This is a genomic window from Streptomyces sp. NPDC002144 (assembly GCF_053593695.1).
On the sequence record NZ_JBSFDB010000026.1, the window covers coordinates 13,010 to 27,906 of the forward strand.

17 protein-coding genes are annotated in these 14,897 nt (G+C 72.5%); 12 read left to right on the forward strand and 5 right to left on the reverse strand.

What is annotated here, in order from left to right; genetic code table 11:
* Positions 1-38 precede the first annotated feature (38 nt).
* Positions 39-899 (forward strand): metallophosphoesterase family protein, encoded by an 861-nt coding sequence (locus ACWCQ1_RS32630; protein WP_133041996.1) that lies wholly within the window; start codon positions 39-41, stop codon positions 897-899.
* Positions 896-1,585, forward strand: coding sequence for a 4'-phosphopantetheinyl transferase family protein (locus tag ACWCQ1_RS32635; RefSeq protein WP_133041997.1), 690 nt, complete (start codon positions 896-898; stop codon positions 1,583-1,585). The genes ACWCQ1_RS32630 and ACWCQ1_RS32635 overlap by 4 nt, the downstream gene beginning before the upstream one ends.
* Before the next feature lie 18 nt (positions 1,586-1,603).
* On the opposite strand, the gene ACWCQ1_RS32640 is transcribed toward ACWCQ1_RS32635, so the two are convergent.
* Positions 1,604-1,831, reverse strand: coding sequence for a hypothetical protein (locus ACWCQ1_RS32640; protein ID WP_133041998.1), 228 nt, complete (start codon positions 1,829-1,831; stop codon positions 1,604-1,606).
* 229 nt (positions 1,832-2,060) lie between these two features.
* Here ACWCQ1_RS32640 and ACWCQ1_RS32645 point away from each other — a divergent pair, with 229 nt between their 5' ends.
* Entirely contained in the window at positions 2,061-3,083 is a 1,023-nt protein-coding gene (locus tag ACWCQ1_RS32645; RefSeq protein ID WP_451028008.1) for an alpha/beta fold hydrolase, read from the forward strand.
* Between the two features lie 71 nt (positions 3,084-3,154).
* Here the strand turns inward: ACWCQ1_RS32645 and ACWCQ1_RS32650 are convergent, their stop codons facing one another.
* Together ACWCQ1_RS32650 and ACWCQ1_RS32655 are read right to left on the reverse strand one after the other, a co-directional pair.
* Complete coding sequence (locus ACWCQ1_RS32650; RefSeq protein ID WP_451028062.1) at positions 3,155-3,685, reverse strand: toxin-antitoxin system, toxin component; 531 nt, start codon at positions 3,683-3,685, stop codon at positions 3,155-3,157.
* A gap of 32 nt (positions 3,686-3,717) precedes the next feature.
* Positions 3,718-4,371: a helix-turn-helix domain-containing protein gene (locus ACWCQ1_RS32655; protein WP_358596795.1), complete on the reverse strand. Its 654-nt coding sequence runs from the start codon at positions 4,369-4,371 to the stop codon at positions 3,718-3,720.
* 223 nt (positions 4,372-4,594) lie between these two features.
* On the opposite strand from ACWCQ1_RS32655, the gene ACWCQ1_RS32660 reads away from it, so the two are divergent.
* Entirely contained in the window at positions 4,595-5,257 is a 663-nt protein-coding gene (locus ACWCQ1_RS32660; RefSeq protein WP_165954742.1) for an MmyB family transcriptional regulator, read from the forward strand.
* A 256-nt stretch (positions 5,258-5,513) separates the two neighbouring features.
* On the opposite strand, the gene ACWCQ1_RS32665 is transcribed toward ACWCQ1_RS32660, so the two are convergent.
* Complete coding sequence (locus tag ACWCQ1_RS32665) at positions 5,514-6,275, reverse strand: cache domain-containing protein (protein ID WP_358596798.1); 762 nt, start codon at positions 6,273-6,275, stop codon at positions 5,514-5,516.
* A gap of 38 nt (positions 6,276-6,313) precedes the next feature.
* Entirely contained in the window at positions 6,314-7,054 is a 741-nt protein-coding gene (locus ACWCQ1_RS32670) for a FadR/GntR family transcriptional regulator (RefSeq protein WP_358596801.1), read from the reverse strand.
* Positions 7,055-7,167: 113 nt separating this feature from the next.
* Here ACWCQ1_RS32670 and ACWCQ1_RS32675 point away from each other — a divergent pair, with 113 nt between their 5' ends.
* Genes ACWCQ1_RS32675 through ACWCQ1_RS32710 form a run of 8 tightly spaced genes read left to right on the forward strand, consistent with a single transcriptional unit; the run spans position 7,168 to position 14,891 of the window.
* Positions 7,168-8,199 carry an ABC transporter ATP-binding protein gene (locus ACWCQ1_RS32675; protein WP_358596804.1) on the forward strand — a complete coding sequence of 344 codons (1,032 nt, stop codon included), beginning with the start codon at positions 7,168-7,170 and terminating at the stop codon, positions 8,197-8,199.
* 22 nt (positions 8,200-8,221) lie between these two features.
* Positions 8,222-9,415: an ABC transporter substrate-binding protein gene (locus ACWCQ1_RS32680; protein WP_358596807.1), complete on the forward strand. Its 1,194-nt coding sequence runs from the start codon at positions 8,222-8,224 to the stop codon at positions 9,413-9,415.
* 3 nt (positions 9,416-9,418) lie between these two features.
* Positions 9,419-10,282 (forward strand): ABC transporter permease, encoded by an 864-nt coding sequence (locus ACWCQ1_RS32685; protein WP_133042007.1) that lies wholly within the window; start codon positions 9,419-9,421, stop codon positions 10,280-10,282.
* Positions 10,283-10,293: 11 nt separating this feature from the next.
* Positions 10,294-11,109: an ABC transporter permease gene (locus ACWCQ1_RS32690; RefSeq protein ID WP_133042008.1), complete on the forward strand. Its 816-nt coding sequence runs from the start codon at positions 10,294-10,296 to the stop codon at positions 11,107-11,109.
* A 51-nt stretch (positions 11,110-11,160) separates the two neighbouring features.
* On the forward strand, positions 11,161-12,312 hold the full coding sequence (locus ACWCQ1_RS32695) for an NAD(P)/FAD-dependent oxidoreductase (RefSeq protein ID WP_451028009.1): 1,152 nt from the start codon (positions 11,161-11,163) through the stop codon (positions 12,310-12,312).
* Entirely contained in the window at positions 12,309-12,611 is a 303-nt protein-coding gene (locus tag ACWCQ1_RS32700; RefSeq protein WP_358596814.1) for a (2Fe-2S)-binding protein, read from the forward strand. Before ACWCQ1_RS32695 ends, ACWCQ1_RS32700 begins: the two co-directional genes overlap by 4 nt.
* A complete protein-coding gene (locus ACWCQ1_RS32705) occupies positions 12,604-14,004 on the forward strand; it encodes an FAD-dependent oxidoreductase (RefSeq protein ID WP_358596817.1) in 1,401 nt (466 codons plus the stop codon). The genes ACWCQ1_RS32700 and ACWCQ1_RS32705 overlap by 8 nt, the downstream gene beginning before the upstream one ends.
* Complete coding sequence (locus ACWCQ1_RS32710) at positions 14,001-14,891, forward strand: dihydrodipicolinate synthase family protein (RefSeq protein ID WP_358596820.1); 891 nt, start codon at positions 14,001-14,003, stop codon at positions 14,889-14,891. The genes ACWCQ1_RS32705 and ACWCQ1_RS32710 overlap by 4 nt, the downstream gene beginning before the upstream one ends.
* The last annotated feature ends 6 nt before the right edge of the window (positions 14,892-14,897 follow it).

A 14,897-nucleotide genomic window follows, 5' to 3' on the forward strand; every position in this document is an offset into this window, starting at 1 on the left:
GGGTGTCTCGGGCGTGCGATGTGCGGAGGGGGCGAGCGGTGACGTCGAGGGCCGGTGGTGCAGGACGGCTGCTGGCCATCAGCGATCTGCACATCGGATACGCCGAGAACCGCGCCCTGGTCGAGGCGATGCGCCCGGAGACCGACGAGGACTGGCTGCTGGTCGCCGGTGACGTCTCGGAGACCGTCTCCGACATCCGCTGGGCCCTGAAGACCCTCGCCGGCCGCTTCGCCAAGGTCGTCTGGGCGCCCGGCAACCACGAGCTGTGGACCCACCCCAGCGACCCGGTCACCCTGCGCGGTGTAGCCCGCTACGAGCACCTCGTCGAGATGTGCCGCGACATCGGCGTCACCACGCCGGAGGACCCCTACCCCGTCTGGCAGGGCCCGGACGGGCCCGTGGCGATCGCCCCGCTCTTCCTCCTCTACGACTACAGCTTCCTGCCGGCCGGCTGCGCCACCAAGGAGGAGGGCCTGCGGTACGCGCACGGCACCGGCATCGTCTGCAACGACGAGTACCTCCTGCACCCCGACCCCCACCCGACCCGTGAGGACTGGTGCCGGGCCCGGGTCGCCGAGACCGAGCGCAGGCTCGCCGGGCTCCCCGCCGACCTGCCCACCGTCCTCGTCAACCACTACCCGCTGGACCGGCACCCCTGTGACGTGCTGTGGTACCCCGAGTTCGCCATGTGGTGCGGCACGGAGCTGACCGCCGACTGGCATCGCCGCTTCCGCGTCGAGACCATGGTCTACGGTCACCTCCACATCCCGCGGACCACCTGGCACGAGGGGGTCCGCTTCGAGGAGGTGTCCGTCGGCTACCCCCGCGAGTGGCGCAAGCGGCCGCACCCGCCGGGCGGACCGCGCCGGGTACTGCCGAGGGAGGTCGGGGCCGGATGATCGAGGAGCTGCTGCCGCACGAGGTCGTCGTCGTGGAGGTGCACGGCGACGACGGCACCGAGCCCGCCCCGCTGTACCCCGAGGAGGCGGCGGTCGTCGCGCAGGCCGTGCCCAAGCGCCGGCGCGAGTTCGCCCTGGTGCGCGCCTGCGCGCGGCGCGCCATGGAGAAGCTCGGTGTGCCCCCGCAGCCCGTGCTGCCCGGCGAACGCGGCGCGCCGGTCTGGCCCGCGGGCCTGGTGGGCAGCATGACCCACTGCGAGGGCTACAGCGCGGCCGCCCTGGTCCGCGCCGCCGACCTGGCCTCCCTCGGCATCGACGCCGAACCCCACGGGCCCCTGCCGGACGGGGTCCTGGACGCCGTGTCGCTGCCCGGCGAGGCGGACCGGCTGCGTCGGCTCGTCGACGAGCACCCGGAAGTCCACTGGGACCGGCTGCTGTTCAGCGCCAAGGAGTCCGTCTACAAGGCGTGGTTCCCCCTCACCGGGCGGTGGCTGGAGTTCACCGAGGCCGACCTCGAGGTCTCCCTCGACGCGGGCGAGGGGCCGCCGCAGGGCGGTTTCCGCGCCGAACTCCTCGTCCCCGGCCCCCTGGTGGGCGGCCGCCGGATCAACCGCTTCCAGGGCCGCTGGAGCGTGCGGCGGGGGCTGGTGGCGACGACGGTCACGGTCCCGCACACCGCGGACTGACCCCACCGAGCGGGGCCGTCACGGTTCGGGGCACCAGCTCTGCAACAGCCGGAAGAACTCCTCCTCGTTGCCCGTCAGGCCCGCGTCCGCCAGCGCCTGCTCCGCCTCGGCCAGCACCGAGGGCGGCACCACGGGTGGTCGGGCCTCGCCGGGAGGACCGTCGAAGGCGGCCCGTACGGTGTGCAGCAGCCGCAGGTAGGCCTGTACTGCGGTGCGCTCGCGGTCGGTCAGTACAGCGGTGGGCATCGTCGGCTCTCCCCGTGTCGCGTCTCGGCTCGGTCGCTGCGCACCCCGGTATGGAGGGGTGCGACTCCAGCTTGCCGCCCGCCACTGACAATCGGGTTGGGCGACGGGTCCGTTCGCTCGCTTAGCGGAGCCGAAACCTCCTCGAAACCCCTGGTGGGAATGGGGCTCTACGCTGGAGGGCAGGGGCTTTCGGGCCGCTTGCGGGCGGCCGTGGAACGGGAGGCGAGGCATGGTCGACGTCTCGGGAAGGCGCCCGGCGCGTGCCGTGCGGCTGCGCCCGGTCGGCGAGGGCGAACTGGAGCTGCGGTACCGCGTGGTGCACGGATACCGGCGTGCCTTCCGGATGGCCGGCGAGGGCCCGGCCCTGGTCCTCGTGCACGGCATCGGCGACTCCTCGGCGACCTGGGCCGACCTGATCCCCGACCTGGCCCGCACCCACACCGTCATCGCCCCCGACCTGCTCGGCCACGGCGCCTCCGACAAGCCGCGCGCCGACTACTCCGTGGCCGCGTACGCCAACGGGGTCCGGGACCTGCTCACCACGCTCGGCATCGAGTCGGCGACCCTGGTGGGGCATTCGCTGGGCGGGGGCGTGGCGATGCAGTTCGCCTACCAGTTCCCGGAGCGGACCGAGCGGCTGATCCTGGTCAGTGCCGGTGGGGTGGGGCGGGAGGTCAACCCCGTGCTGCGGCTGGTCTCGCTGCCGGGCGCCCATGTGATGCTGTCCGCGCTGCGGCTGCCGGGGATGCGGACGCAAGTGGGGCTCGTGGTGCGGCTGATGAAGCTCATGGACACCGATCTCGGGCAGGACGCCGCCGAGTTGGTCGACCTCGTCGACGCCCTCCCGGACGAGACCTCCCGCAACGCCTTCATCCGTACGCTGCGGGCGGTGGTGGACTGGCGGGGGCAGGTCGTGACCATGCTCGACCGCTGCTATCTGACCGAGGGCATGCCGACCATGCTGATGTGGGGGGACCGGGACAGCGTGGTGCCGGTGCGGCACGCGTACGGGGCGCACGAGGCGATGCCGGGCAGCCGACTGGAGATCTTCGAGGGCGCGGGCCACTTCCCCTTCCACAGCGACCCGGCACGTTTCGTCTCCCTGGTCGAGGAGTTCACGGCCACGACCGCGCCGGCCGACTGGAGCCGCGAGCACTGGCGGGACCTGCTCGTCGAGGGCCGCCTCCACGAGGGCAGGGAGCGCCCCGCGGACCGGAACCTGCGGGAGGCCAGCGAACGCAGCGCGACGTGACGTGACGCATGGCCGCAGGCCGGCGCCCCTTCGAGACGCCGCCGAACCGCGGCGGACGCCACCCGGCCCGCTCAGCCCTGCGGGCCCAGGTAGCCGAGGGAGGCCTCGATGCGGCCCGCCAGGTGGTCGCGCTGCACCGGCGCCCGGTGACCCGAACCGGCGAGCAGGGTGCGGCACTTGCTCGCCAGCAGCAGGCCGAAGCTCTCGGCCTCCTGCTCGTCGGCCTGCTCGAAGTGGCTGCGCGCGGCGACCGTGCGCACGGTGGCCCGCAGATCGATGTCGTCGTCCAGGAGGCGGGCGGCGACCCTCGCGCCGTCGACATGGTGGCCGCGGTGGCCGGCCCGCATGTGCCACAGTTCGTGGCCCAGGATCACCAACTGGTGGTCGGGGGCGGTGCGTTCCTCGACGACGACCAGGTCCCGGTCCGTCATGTCCAGCCACAGGCCGCTCGCCGTGCCGGGCGGGAAGACGGCCGTACGGAAGTGGAGCGGGCGGCCGCGGCGCCGGCTCATCGCCTCGCACAGGGCGGTGTGCAGGCCGGTGGGGGAGGCGGGGACGGGCAGGGTGAGTGACGTGACCAGTTCGCCGCACAGGCGGCGCATGTCCCTGCCGATGCCCACGCGCTGCCCCCGGCTCACGACTCGGGCCGCTTGACGCTCTCCAGGAGCATGTCCAGCCACTCCGCCACCTTGTCGCGGTGCTGGTCGGTGGGCAGCTGGGCGGCCCGCCAGGCGATCCCGCGCACCCCGTGGTCCTGCAGCAGCTTCTCCAGCGGGTCCTCGGCCGCCGACGCCGCCTCCCGCTCCGCGAGCCGCTGCAGCAGTTCCTGCTCGGTGCCCTGCAGGGCGACCGTGAGGGCCTCGGGGTCCTCGGCCGTGAGGAAGCCGGCGTGCACGCGGAAGAAGCGCTGCAGGGCGTCGCAGTGCTCCATCGTGGGGCGGCGGTCGCCGTTGATCAGGGCGCCGGCCTGCTGACGGGACATGCCCGCGCCGTCGGCGATCTCCTGCTGGGTGTACTTGCGGCCGTTGGGCTTCAGCCGGGTGCGGCGCAGCAGGTCGAGCCGCTGCAGGAAGCGGGCCTGGACGTCGGGTTCACCCGCGGGGCGGCCGGCGAGGAGGGCCTGGACGACCGGTTCGGGCACGCCCGAGGCGGTGGACAGGCGGCCGGTGTGGAAGACCTCCGCGTGCGGTACGCCGAGCCGGTCGGCGAGCGTGCCGACGCGAGCGACGACGGCCGGGAGCGCGGCGGTGGCCGGCGTGGTGCCCGGAGCCTCGAAGCCTTCCGTCACCGACAGATCTCCTACGTTTCGCACAGGCTGCTCACAAGCGGATGCCGTGAACTTGACGGAGATTACCGGGTCGTTCGAACTCACATCCAGGTGTCGCCACAACTGTGGCCAATTTCAGCCGTCAACAGGTATGGAATGCCACGATAGTTGACATGGCTCCTGCCGGGGCCGCAGGATCAAGGCGCCGCGTGAAGGCCGCAGAGGCAAGAGGGGTGACCTCCCGATGGCGTATCAGGCAGGAGGGCAGCGGCCGGCACCGCGGCCCGTCCCCGAGAGTCCCGAGGCCCAGGCGTATCTGCAGGACTACGCCACCCTCCTGGAGGCTGTGCCCTTCCCCTCCGTCGTCGTCGACCACCGCTGGGACGTCGTTCTGACGAACAACGCTTTCGCGTCACTTTTCCGTGAGGTGGGCCCCCACCCGACGGCCATGCCGGGCGACAACCTCCTCCGGTTCGTGCTCTTCCATCCCGACGCGGCGAGCGTCCTCGGGGAGCACGAGTCGAGCTGGTGCCTGCCGATGCTCGCCCATTTCGCCGCCGCCGTCGAGTGCCACACCCACGACCACGGGCTGCAGGCCATCCGCCGGGAGATCGCCCAGGACCCGATCATGGAGGCGGCCTACCGCCAGGGCCTGCCGCACTGGCTGAGGGTGATGGGGGAGCGGGCCGCCGCGAACGACGGCGCCGTACGGCCGCTGCTGCATCCCGATCCGCGCTGGGGCGCCACCGACTGCCGCGTGGTGGACGAGACGCCCGAGACGCTGCGGGAGATGGGGTACACGCGCATGACGTTCGTCCTGCGGGAGGCCCGGCGCGAGCGCCCCCGCACGCGCACCGCCCGGCGCACGGCGGCGCACCTGAGGGTGGTGCCGGACACCGAGACCTGACCGGGCCCCGTCGGCGTTCAGGTCGCCGACGGTGCCGGGTCGGAGAGGGGCAGGGCCCTTCTGCCGGATCGGCGTCGCGACGCCCGGCACGCACTCCCCCCCACTCTCGGCTTCGCTCGAGCGGGGGGACCCCATGCCGCACGGCGCGAACGGACAGGTGGCACCGCACGACCCTTCACACCGCAGGCCGATCGCACGCACCGGACGCCGCTCCGTCCTCCACGGAGATCCAACAGAAGGGCCGTGGTGGCCCGCGTCAGCGCGGGGAGGTGACCAGCACGAGCGGGACGCCTCGGCACGGGATCAGGCGCATGCCGTCGTGCCGGGCCGGGCGTGCGCTGTCCAGCACGGCGGCGAAGTCCGGCCCCTTGGTGAGCGAGCCGGCCAGATGGGCGGGGTCGGCGGAGGCCGCCACCCGTCCGCGCGCGTTCACCAGGTGCGCCGGGCCCGGCAGCCGGCGCAGCAGCGGCAGCACGGCGGCCTCGAAGTGACGCAGGTACACGTCGGCCGCGGCCACACCGGCGAAGCGGCCCTCCGTCTCCACCGGCGCGGACAGGGTGAGGCTGTACTCGTCGGAGCAGAGGTAGTCGACATAGGGTCCCGCCACCGCCCGCTCGCCGGTGTCCCGGGGCAGGGCGAACCAGCCCCAGTGCGTGTAGTCGGCGTACGCCGAATGGTCCGGGTCGAGGTCGAGCAGCAGCGGCCGTACGTCCCCCTCCGCGCCCGACTGCCACCACTCCAGCCAGGCCGGTACGTCACCCAGCAGGCCCGGCGCGGCGACGAAGCCGACCCCGGACACCAGCGCGTTCCGGGCCAGCCGCAGATGCAGGCCGGGGCGCAGGGCGGCGAGGTCCACGGTGGCGGGGCGGCGGTTGCCGGCGGCCACCCGGGCGAGCAGGGCCGTGGCCTCGGCGCGGGTGGCGGACACGGCGTCGAACACGCTCTCCAGCGCGGAACCGACCTCGGCCGCGACCGACTCCTCCGGCGCCGTGCCGAGCGCTGCCGTCGCCAGGCTCATGCCACCCTCCCCCGGACGCGACCGGACGCGGTGCGCGGCTAGAGCGTCAGACGCAGGGCGATGAGCCGTGCCGTCGACTCCTGCACGCACCGCTCGGCCAGTTCCCTGGCCGTTTGGTGAGCCCCATCCTGCACGGCCGAGATTACGGAGCGGTGACGGTCCGCCACCTCTTCACGATATTCGTCGTCCGCGAGCACAAGACACAGCAGCGCCCCCACCTCGGTCTGCAGGGCCACCTGTTCACGGGTGAGCCGGGCCGACTGGGCGGCCGCCGCCAGCTCCACATGGAAGCGCCCGTACACCCGCCCACGCGCGGCCGCGTCCTCGGCCTGCGCCAACTCCTCGGCTGTACGCCGTAGTTGCAGAAGGTCGTCGGGTTCCGTGCGCTCGGCGGCGAGCCGGCCCGCCGTACCGGACAGGGCGGCCCAGTGGTCGCCGAGGTCGCGCAGCTCCTCGGTGCCCCAGCCGCGCAGGCGGGCCTTCAGGCGTTCCGCGCCGGGGACTTCGGGCAGGGATACGAAGGAGCCGCCGCCGCGGCCCCTGCGGGTGGTGAGCAGGCCCTGCTGGCGCAGGGCCATCAGCGCCTCCCGCAGGGTCACCGTGGACACGCCGAGCTGCCCGGCCAGTTCGCTCTCGCCGGGCAACTGCTCCCCGTCGGCGAGCAGGCCCAGCTCGATGGCGTCACCGATCCGGCGGACGACCGCGTCCACGCGTGCCCGGTTGTCCACCGGGGTGAAGACGGCCCTGCGGGCACCGCCCGTCATCTGCTGCTGGTTCACGGCCACCACCTTGCGCGTTGACTCAAGCTTTACCCTGAGGGGGCCTTGAGCTTTGATCTATGACTTCATATCTTTCCGTACAACGTCCGCGTGCGCCAGAAAGGTTCCCGTCCATGGAGGGAAGTGCGATCCGGCTGCAGGATCTGCGGAAGTCCTTCGGGGAGACGACCGCCGTGGCCGGGATCGACCTGGAGATCCGGGACGGTGAGTTCTTCTCCCTGCTCGGCCCCTCCGGCTCCGGCAAGACCACCGTCCTGCGCATGATCGCCGGGTTCGAGAGCCCCACCGGCGGACGGATCGAACTCGCCGGGCAGGAGGTCACCGGCCTCGCGCCCTTCGAACGGGACGTGCACACCGTCTTCCAGGACTACGCCCTCTTCCCGCACATGACCGTCGAGCAGAACGTCGCCTACTCCCTCAAGGTCCGCGGGGTCCCCAAGGCCGAACGGCTGGTACGGGCCCGCAAGGCGCTCAGCGAGGTCCGCCTGGAGGGCTTCGGCAAGCGGCGGCCCGCCCAGCTCTCCGGCGGCCAGCGCCAGCGCGTGGCCCTCGCCCGCGCCCTCGTCGGCCGCCCCAGCGTGCTGCTCCTCGACGAACCCCTGGGCGCCCTCGACCTCAAACTGCGCGAGCAGATGCAGGTCGAACTCAAGGCGCTGCAGCGCGAGGTCGGGATCACCTTCGTGTTCGTCACCCACGACCAGGAGGAGGCCCTGACGATGAGCGACCGCATCGCCGTCTTCAACCAGGGCCGCGTCGAACAGGTCGGCACCCCCGCCGAGATCTACGAGCGCCCCGTGACCGCCTTCGTCGCCTCCTTCGTCGGCACCTCCAACCTGCTGGAGGGCGAGTCCGCGCAGCGCGTCGTCGGCGCCCCCGGCGTCTACAGCGTCCGCCCCGAGAAGATCCGCGTCCTGAAGGAGTCCGCCGAGGCCGACGAGCCCGAGCACGCGAGCGCCGTCGGCACCGTCGCCGAGGTCGTCTACCTCGGGGACGCCACCCGCTTCCTCGTCGACCTCGACGCCGGCGGCCGCCTCACCGCCCTCCAGCAGAACCTGGAGACCTCCGCCGAGGACGTCGCCGCCTACCGCGGCACCCGGGTGCGCCTGAGCTGGCACCGCCGCCACACCGTCCACGTCCCCGACTGACCCCCGACCCATGGAGAACGTCGTGCGCCTCACCCGAACTCTCCACCTCGCGGCCGCCACCGCGCTGCTGCTCGCCGCCACCGCCTGCGGCTCCGGATCCGGCGGTTCGTCCTCCACCGGCCTCAACCCCCCTGACCTCAAACCCCTGTCGAAGCTCGGCAAGTCCGAGGGGCAGGTCAACCTGATCGCCTGGGCCGGCTATGTCGAGAACGGCTCCAACGACCCCAAGGTCGACTGGGTGACCCCCTTCGAGAAGCAGACGGGCTGCAAGGTCAACTCCAAGGTCGCCGCCAGCTCCGACGAGATGGTCAAACTGATGAAGACCGGCGAGTACGACGCCGTCTCCGCCTCCGGCGACGCCTCCCTGCGCCTGATCGCCTCCGGCGACGCCGCCCCCGTCAACACCAAGCTCGTCCCGAACTACAAGGACATCTTCAGCGGCCTGAAGAACGGGGCCTGGAACTCCGTCAAGGGCCAGATGTACGGCATCCCGCACGGCCGCGGCGCCAACCTGCTGATGTACAACACCCAGAAGGTCACCCCCGCGCCGACCTCCTGGGCCGCCGTCTTCGACGACGCCGCCCAGTACAAGGGGCACGTCACCGCGTACGACTCCCCGATCTACATCGCCGACGCCGCGCTGTATCTCAAGGCCACCAGGCCGGAGTTGAAGATCAAGGACCCCTACGCCCTCGACCAGAAGCAGTTCGACGCCGCGGTGAGCCTGCTGAAGAAGCAGAACGCGAGCATCGGCGAGTACTGGAGCGACTACCTGAAGGAGATCTCCGCCTTCAAGAGCGGTGACTCCGTCGTCGGCACCACCTGGCAGGTCATAGTCAACCTCGCCGCCGGCGAGGGCGCCAAGGTCAGGGCGTTCGTGCCCAAGGAGGGTTCGACCGGCTGGTCCGACACCTGGATGATCTACTCCAAGGCCAAGCACCCCGACTGCGCCTACCAGTGGATGAACTGGATCGTCTCCCCGAAGGTCAACGCCCAGGTCGCCGAGTACTTCGGCGAGGCACCCGCCAACTCCAAGGCCTGCGACCTCACCGGCGACAAGAACTTCTGCACCACCTTCCACGCCGCCGACGAGGGCTACTGGAAGAACATCGCCTTCTGGAACACCCCCATCGAGCAGTGCCTCGACGGCCGCACCGACGTCAAGTGCGTGCCCTACGCCAAGTGGGTCCAGGCCTGGACCGAGATCAAGGGCTGAGGCATGGCCCTGCTGACGCGGACCGCGGGGGCGCTGCACCGCCGCCCCCGCCTCCGGCTGTCCCTCCTGCTGACCGCCCCGCTGCTGTGGCTGGCCGTGCTCTACCTCGGCTCCCTGTCGGTGCTCTTCGTCTCCGCGTTCTGGACGACGAACTCCTTCACCTCCGAGGTGGTGAAGGTCTGGTCGACCGACAACTTCCACGAGCTGTTCACCACGCCCGTCTACCGGGAGGTGATCCTGCGGAGCGTCGGCGTGGCCCTGGCCGTGACCGCCCTGTGCGCGGTGATCGCCTTCCCGCTCGCCTTCTACACCGCCCGGGTGGCCCGGCCGAGGTGGCGTCCGCTGCTGGTCGTCGCCATCCTCACGCCGCTGTGGGCGAGTTACCTCGTGAAGGTGTACGCGTGGCGGCTGATCCTGTCCGAGGGCGGGCTCGCCGACTGGATGCTCAGGCCGTTCGGGCTCAGCGGCCCGGGCTTCGGCCTGCCCGCCGCCGTACTGACCCTGACGTACCTGTGGCTGCCGTACATGATCCTGCCGATCCACACGGCGCTGGAGCAGCTGCCGGCGGGCCTCCTCGACGCCTCGGCCGACCTGGGCGCCCGCAGCTGGCGGACGTTCCGGTCGGTGGTGCTGCCGATGGTGCTGCCCTCCGTCGCCGCCGGTTCGATCTTCACTTTCTCGCTGAGTCTCGGTGACTACATCACCGTGCAGATCGTCGGCGGCAAGACCCAGCTGATCGGCAATCTCGTCTACTCCAACATCGAACTCAACCTGCCCATGGCCGCCGCGCTCGGCACGGTCCCGGTCGTCGTCATCGTGCTGTACCTGCTGGCGATGCGCCGCACGGGCGCGTTGAGCAGCCTGTAGAGGAGCCCGCCGTGCAACTCTCCCGTCCCGCGCGCATCGCGCTGCGCGTCGCCGCCGGGCTCGGATTCGCCCTGATCTACGTGCCGTTGCTGCTCGTGGTCGTCAACTCCCTGAACCCCGACCGCAGCGCGAGCTGGCCGCCACCGAGTCTCACCACGCACTGGTGGTCCGTCGCCTGGCACAACTCCGGTGCGCGCGCGGCTCTTTGGGTCTCGGTGAAGGCCGGTCTCGGGGCGAGCGCGATCGCCCTGGTCCTCGGCACGCTGATCGCCTTCGCCGTCGCCCGGCACCGGTTCTTCGGCCGCGACACCATCTCCTTCGTGGTCGTCCTGCCGATCGCCCTGCCCGGCATCGTCACGGGCATCGCCCTCAACTCGGCGTTCAGCACGGTGCTCGCGCCCCTCGGGGTGGGCCTCGGACTGTTCACGGTGATCGTCGGGCATGCCACCTTCTGCATCGTCGTGGTCTTCAACAACGTGGTCGCGCGGCTGCGTCGCACCTCCGGGTCGTACGAGGAGGCGGCGATGGATCTGGGGGCCGACACCTTCCGTGCCTTCGTCGACGTGACCTTTCCCCTGGTGCGGTCCGCGTTGCTGGCCGGTGGGCTGCTGGCCTTCGCGCTGTCCTTCGACGAGATCGTGGTCACCACCTTCACCGCGGGACCGGGGATCGAGACGCTGCCGATCTGGATCTTCGAGAACATGACCCGGCCGCAGCAGGCGCCGGTGGTCAACGTGGTGGCGGCGGTGCTGGTGCTGGTGTCGGTCGTGCCCATCTACGCGGCTCAGCGGCTGGCGGGGGACACGGCCGGGGGGAGTCGGGTCTGAGGGGCGCGCGCACCATTCCCCCCGCCCAGTGGTATGTGACATAGTACTGGCGTGAGCCAGCCACTGACCTGCGATGTCGTGGTCGTCGGCGCCGGCATGACGGGCGCCGCATGCGCCCTGTACGCGGCCCGGGCGGGCCTGGACGTTGTGGTGGTCGACCGCGGTCCGGTGGCCGGCGGCACCACCGGCGCGGGGGAGGGCAACCTCCTCGTCTCCGACAAGGAGCCCGGACCGGAGCTGGACCTGGCCCTCCTCTCGCTCCGCCTCTGGGACCAACTTGCCGGAGAACTGGGCCGGTTGATCGAGTACGAGGCCAAGGGCGGCGTCGTGGTGGCCACGTCCCCCGGCGGCCTCACCGCCCTGGAGCGGTTCGCCGCCGGACAGCGCGCGGCCGGGGTCATCGCGGAGCCGGTCGCGGGCGCGGACCTCTACGACCTCGAACCCCACCTCGCCCCGGGCCTGCCCGGTGCCGTGCACTACCCCCAGGACTGCCAGGTCATGCCCGCGCTGGCCGCCGCCCATCTGCTACGGGCCTCGGGCGCCCGCCTGTACACCGGCCGGACCGTGACGGACGTACTGCGCCGCCCCGACGGCACGGTCCTCGGCGTCCGCACCGACCGGGGCGACATCCACGCCCCCTCCCTCGTCAACGCGGCCGGCACCTGGGGCGCCGACATCGCCGCCCTGGCCGGCACCACCCTGCCCGTCCTCCCGCGCCGCGGCTTCGTCCTCGTCACCGAGCCCCTTCCGCGCCGGATCCGGCACAAGGTGTACGCCGCCGACTACGTGGCCGACGTGGCCAGCGACTCGGCCGCGCTGCAGACCTCGCCGGTCGTGGAGGGGACGGCGGCGGGGCCCGTCCTGATCGGCGCGAGCCGCGAACGCGTCGGCTTCGACCGGTCGTTCTCCCTCCCCGCCCTGCGCTCCCTCGCCGCGGGCGCGACCCGGCTGTTTCCCTTCCTCGCCGAGGTCCGGGCCCTGCGCGCCTACACCGGGTTCCGCCCGTACATGCCCGACCATCTGCCCGCCATCGGCCCCGACCCGCGCGTCCCCGGTCTCCACCACGCCTGCGGTCACGAGGGCGCCGGGATCGGCCTGTCCACCGGCACCGGACATCTGATCGCGCAGGTCCTGACCGCGAAGACCCCCGACCTGGACCTCGCGCCGTTCCGGCCCGACCGCTTCGCCGAGGAGGCCCTGTGAACTCGCCGCTCGACCTGGCCGACGCCCGCCCCGGGCCGCCCTTCACGGTCACCCTCGACGGGCGGGAGATCGAGGCCCTGCCCGGCCAGACCGTCGCCGCCGCGCTGTGGACGGCGGGCGTCACCTCCTGGCGCGCCACCCGCGGCGAGGGCCGGCCACGCGGCGTCTTCTGCGGGATCGGCGTCTGCTTCGACTGCCTGGTGACCGTCAACGACCGCCCCAACCAACGGGCTTGTCTGGTGCCGGTGGCTCCGGGCGACGTGATCCGTACCCAGGAGGGGACCGGCCACGATGACTGACCGACCGCACCTCGCGGTGATCGGCGCGGGCCCCGCGGGCCTCGCCGCGACCCTGGCCGCCGCGCACGGAGTCCGGGTCACGCTGATCGACTCGGCCGCGGAGGCGGGCGGCCAGTTCTACCGTCAGCCGGCCCGCGAACTGCGCGCCCGCCGCCCCCAGGCCCTGCACCACCAGTGGCGCACCTGGGAGGGACTGCGGGACGGACTGCGCGGCCGCGTCGGGGCGGGCCACGTACGGCACTTGACGGACCATCACGTCTGGTTCGTCGAGCGGCTGGCCGAGGGCTTCGCCGTCCACGCGCTGCTCGGCCCCGAGCAGGAGGACCCCGTCACCGTCCGCGCCGACGCCGTGCTCCTGGCCACCGGCGGGTACGAGCAGGTGCTGCCCTTCCCCGGCTGGACCCTTCCCGGCGTCGTCACCGCGGGCGGCGCCCAGGCCGTGCTGAAGGGCACACTGGCCGTCCCGGGCCGGCTCGCCGTGGTCGCCGGGACCGGGCCCCTCCTTCTGCCGGTCGCCACCGGACTCGCCGACGCGGGGACGGAGGTGGTGGCACTCGTGGAGTCCGCCGACCCCCGGATGTTCGTACGACGGCCCCGCGCGCTGGCGGCCCAGCCCGGCAAGCTCGCCGAAGGCGCCCTGTACGCGGGCCGGTTGCTCAGGCGCCGGGTACGCCCGCTCTTCGGGCATGCCGTGATCGAGGCGCACGGCACCGACCGGGTGGAGGGCGTCACCGTCGCCGCCCTCGGCGCGACGGGGCGTGTCTGCCCCGGCACCGCACGCCGCATCGCCTGCGACACCCTCGCCGTCAGCCACGGCCTGCTCCCGCACACCGACCTCGCGGAGAGCCTCGGGTGCCGTCTCGACGGCAACAGCGTCCACGTCGACGACGAGCAGCGCACCGACGTCCCCGGCGTCTGGGCGGCGGGGGAGGCCACCGGCGTCGGGGGCTCCGCGCTCGCGCTCGCCGAGGGACACATCGCGGGAGCCTCGGCCGCCGCACGCCTGACCGGCACCGAGCCCGCCCCGGACGTCAAAGCCCTCAAGTCCCGCAGGAAACTACGGCAGTTCGCGGCAGCGCTGGACGACGTGTACCGGCCGCCCGCGCACTGGACGGACCAGGTCACCGACGACACCGTGGTCTGCCGCTGCGAGGAGGTGACCGCCGGCGCCGTCCGCGAGGCCGTCGGTGAACTGGGTGCGGGCGATCCGCGCACCGTGAAACTGCTGACCCGGGCCGGCATGGGCTGGTGCCAGGGCCGGATGTGCGGGCCCGCGGTCGCCGGGCTCGCTGGCTGCGAACTCACCCCGTCCAGAAGGCCGTTCGCCCGGCCCGTGCCGCTCGGCGTCCTGGCCCGGGAATCCGACCACCCCACCGAGGAAGGGCCCTCATGACCGACCACCGCCCCTGGCGCGGCGTCCTCGTCGCCACGGCGCTCCCGCTCACCGACGACCTGTCCGTCGACTACGACAAGTACGCCGAGCACTGCGCGTGGCTCGTCGACAACGGCTGCGACGGTGTCGTCCCCAACGGCTCGCTCGGCGAGTACCAGGTGCTCACGCCCGAGGAGCGCGCCAAGGTCGTGGAGACCGCCGTGGCCGCGATCGGCGGCGCACGCGTGATGCCCGGCGTCGCCGCCTACGGCTCGGCGGAGTCACGGCGCTGGGCCGAGCAGGCCCGTGACGCGGGCTGCGCCTGCGTGATGCTGCTGCCGCCCAATGCCTACCGCGCCGACGAGCGTTCGGTGCTCGCCCATTACGCCGAGGTCGCGAAGGCGGGCGTGCCGATCGTGGCGTACAACAACCCGATCGACACCAAGGTCGACCTCGTCCCGGAGCTGCTCGCGAAGCTGCACGGCGAGGGGTACGTCCAGGCCGTCAAGGAGTTCTCCGGCGATGTCCGCCGGGCCTGGCGGCTGGCCGAACTCGCCCCGGAACTGGACCTGTTGATCGGCGCCGACGACGTCCTGCTGGAGCTCGCGATCGCCGGCGCCAAGGGCTGGGTGGCGGGCTACCCCAACGCGCTGCCCGCCGCGAGCACCCGGCTGTACCGGGCGGCCGTCGACGGCGACCTGGCCACCGCCAAGAAGCTCTACGAACAGCTGCACCCGCTGCTGCGCTGGGACTCCCGGGTCGAGTTCGTGCAGGCCATCAAAATGTCCATGGACATCGTCGGCCGGTACGGCGGCCCGGTGCGGCCGCCACGCATGCCGCTGCTGCCCGAGCAGGAGGCCGCGGTCCGGGCCGCCACCGAACAGGCCGTCGCCGCGGGCCTCGTGTAAGGAGAC

Excerpts from the sequence above, each read along its gene's own strand:
- ACWCQ1_RS32685 (WP_133042007.1), top strand. The coding sequence starts at position 9,419 with ATGGCCCTGCTGACGCGGACCGCGGGGGCGCTGCACCGCCGCCCCCGC.
- ACWCQ1_RS32660 (WP_165954742.1), top strand. The coding sequence starts at position 4,595 with ATGGCGTATCAGGCAGGAGGGCAGCGGCCGGCACCGCGGCCCGTCCCC.
- ACWCQ1_RS32675 (WP_358596804.1), top strand. The coding sequence starts at position 7,168 with ATGGAGGGAAGTGCGATCCGGCTGCAGGATCTGCGGAAGTCCTTCGGG.
- ACWCQ1_RS32705 (WP_358596817.1), top strand. The coding sequence starts at position 12,604 with ATGACTGACCGACCGCACCTCGCGGTGATCGGCGCGGGCCCCGCGGGC.
- ACWCQ1_RS32665 (WP_358596798.1), bottom strand. The coding sequence starts at position 6,275 with ATGAGCCTGGCGACGGCAGCGCTCGGCACGGCGCCGGAGGAGTCGGTC.
- ACWCQ1_RS32635 (WP_133041997.1), top strand. The coding sequence starts at position 896 with ATGATCGAGGAGCTGCTGCCGCACGAGGTCGTCGTCGTGGAGGTGCAC.
- ACWCQ1_RS32710 (WP_358596820.1), top strand. The coding sequence starts at position 14,001 with ATGACCGACCACCGCCCCTGGCGCGGCGTCCTCGTCGCCACGGCGCTC.
- ACWCQ1_RS32640 (WP_133041998.1), bottom strand. The coding sequence starts at position 1,831 with ATGCCCACCGCTGTACTGACCGACCGCGAGCGCACCGCAGTACAGGCC.
- ACWCQ1_RS32650 (WP_451028062.1), bottom strand. The coding sequence starts at position 3,685 with ATGCGCCGCCTGTGCGGCGAACTGGTCACGTCACTCACCCTGCCCGTC.
- ACWCQ1_RS32645 (WP_451028008.1), top strand. The coding sequence starts at position 2,061 with ATGGTCGACGTCTCGGGAAGGCGCCCGGCGCGTGCCGTGCGGCTGCGC.